This window comes from Bacillus sp. LR_5, assembly GCF_042709275.1.
This window is the reverse complement of the sequence record NZ_JAVAXX010000576.1, coordinates 1-1,477: the sequence shown is the minus strand read 5'-3', so window position 1 is coordinate 1,477 and position 1,477 is coordinate 1. Positions and strand designations below refer to the sequence as shown.

At 42.3% G+C, this 1,477-nt stretch carries 1 protein-coding gene; it reads right to left on the bottom strand.

What is annotated here, in order from left to right:
* Positions 1-72: 72 nt before the first annotated feature.
* Positions 73-1,347, bottom strand: coding sequence for an NAD-specific glutamate dehydrogenase (gudB, locus tag RAC86_RS38615; protein WP_003230536.1), 1,275 nt, complete (start codon positions 1,345-1,347; stop codon positions 73-75).
* Positions 1,348-1,477 lie beyond the last annotated feature (130 nt).

Here is a 1,477-nt window from a genome sequence, read left to right as displayed (position 1 = left end):
TTTTCTATTTCCGAATAAAAAAATCTCCTATTTTATCATAGGAGATTTTTTATTTTTATGCAAATCATCAACTTATATCCAGCCTCTAAAACGCGAAGCTTCAGCCATTTTGCGAACGCCGACCATATATGCAGCGAGCCTCATGTCAATTCTTCGGTTGTTAGCCATTTCATAAATATTGTTAAATGATTTGACCATCATTTTTTCTAATTTTTCTTCTACCTCTTCTTCACTCCAGTAGAAGCCTTGGTTATTCTGAACCCATTCAAAATAAGAAACTGTTACGCCACCGGCACTTGCCAGCACGTCTGGTACAAGCAGAATGTCCCGGTCTGAAAGAATTTTTGTTCCTTCAAGCGTTGTTGGTCCGTTCGCTGCTTCAACGACAATTTTAGCCCGGATATTATGGGCATTTTCTTCTGTAATTTGATTTTCAATCGCAGCAGGAACGAGAATATCACAATCCAGCTCCAGCAGCTCTTGGTTGGTAATGGTATCGTTGAAAAGCTTTGTTACGGTACCGAAGCTGTCGCGTCGGTCGAGTAAATAATCGATATCAAGGCCTTCCGGATCATAAAGTCCGCCATACGCATCTGAGATGCCGACAACTTTTGCCCCCGCATCATGCATAAATTTTGCCAAATAGCTTCCCGCGTTTCCGAAGCCTTGGACAACGACACGCGCACCTTTAATATCGATGCCTCTCTTCTTAGCCGCTTCTTTAATACAGATGGTAACACCTTTTGCTGTCGCAGATTCTCTCCCGTGAGATCCGCCAAGCACAAGCGGTTTGCCTGTAATAAATCCAGGCGAATTAAATTCATCAATTCTTGAATACTCATCCATCATCCAAGCCATGATTTGTGAGTTTGTAAATACATCCGGTGCCGGCACGTCTTTTGTCGGGCCGACAATTTGGCTGATCGCTCTGACATACCCTCTGCTCAGACGCTCCAGCTCTCTAAACGACATATCCCTTGGATCACAAACAATTCCGCCTTTACCACCGCCATATGGAAGATCAATTATGCCGCATTTTAAACTCATCCAAATAGAAAGCGCCTTCACCTCTTTTTCTGTTACGTTCGGGTGAAAACGTATCCCGCCTTTCGTCGGACCGACAGAGTCATTGTGCTGCGCACGATAACCTGTAAAAATCTTTACTGAACCGTCGTCCATACGAACAGGTATTTTTACCGTTAATAATCTCATCGGCTCCTTTAACAGTTCGTACACTTCTTCAGGATATCCCAATTTTTCCAGAGCCTTATGTATTACGGTTTGGGTTGATTTTAATACATCAAGTTTGTCCTCTTCTGTATGACCGGTGTTTCGATCGGCTGCCATTTGAGTTAACCTCCTAGAATCTTCTGTTTCTCACATGCTCCCTTTCAGAGAATAGTATACACCTTCATATGATCTGTGCATAGAATAAACGTTATGTTTTTCCATGTTTTTTAACGAAAAAAAACTGCTG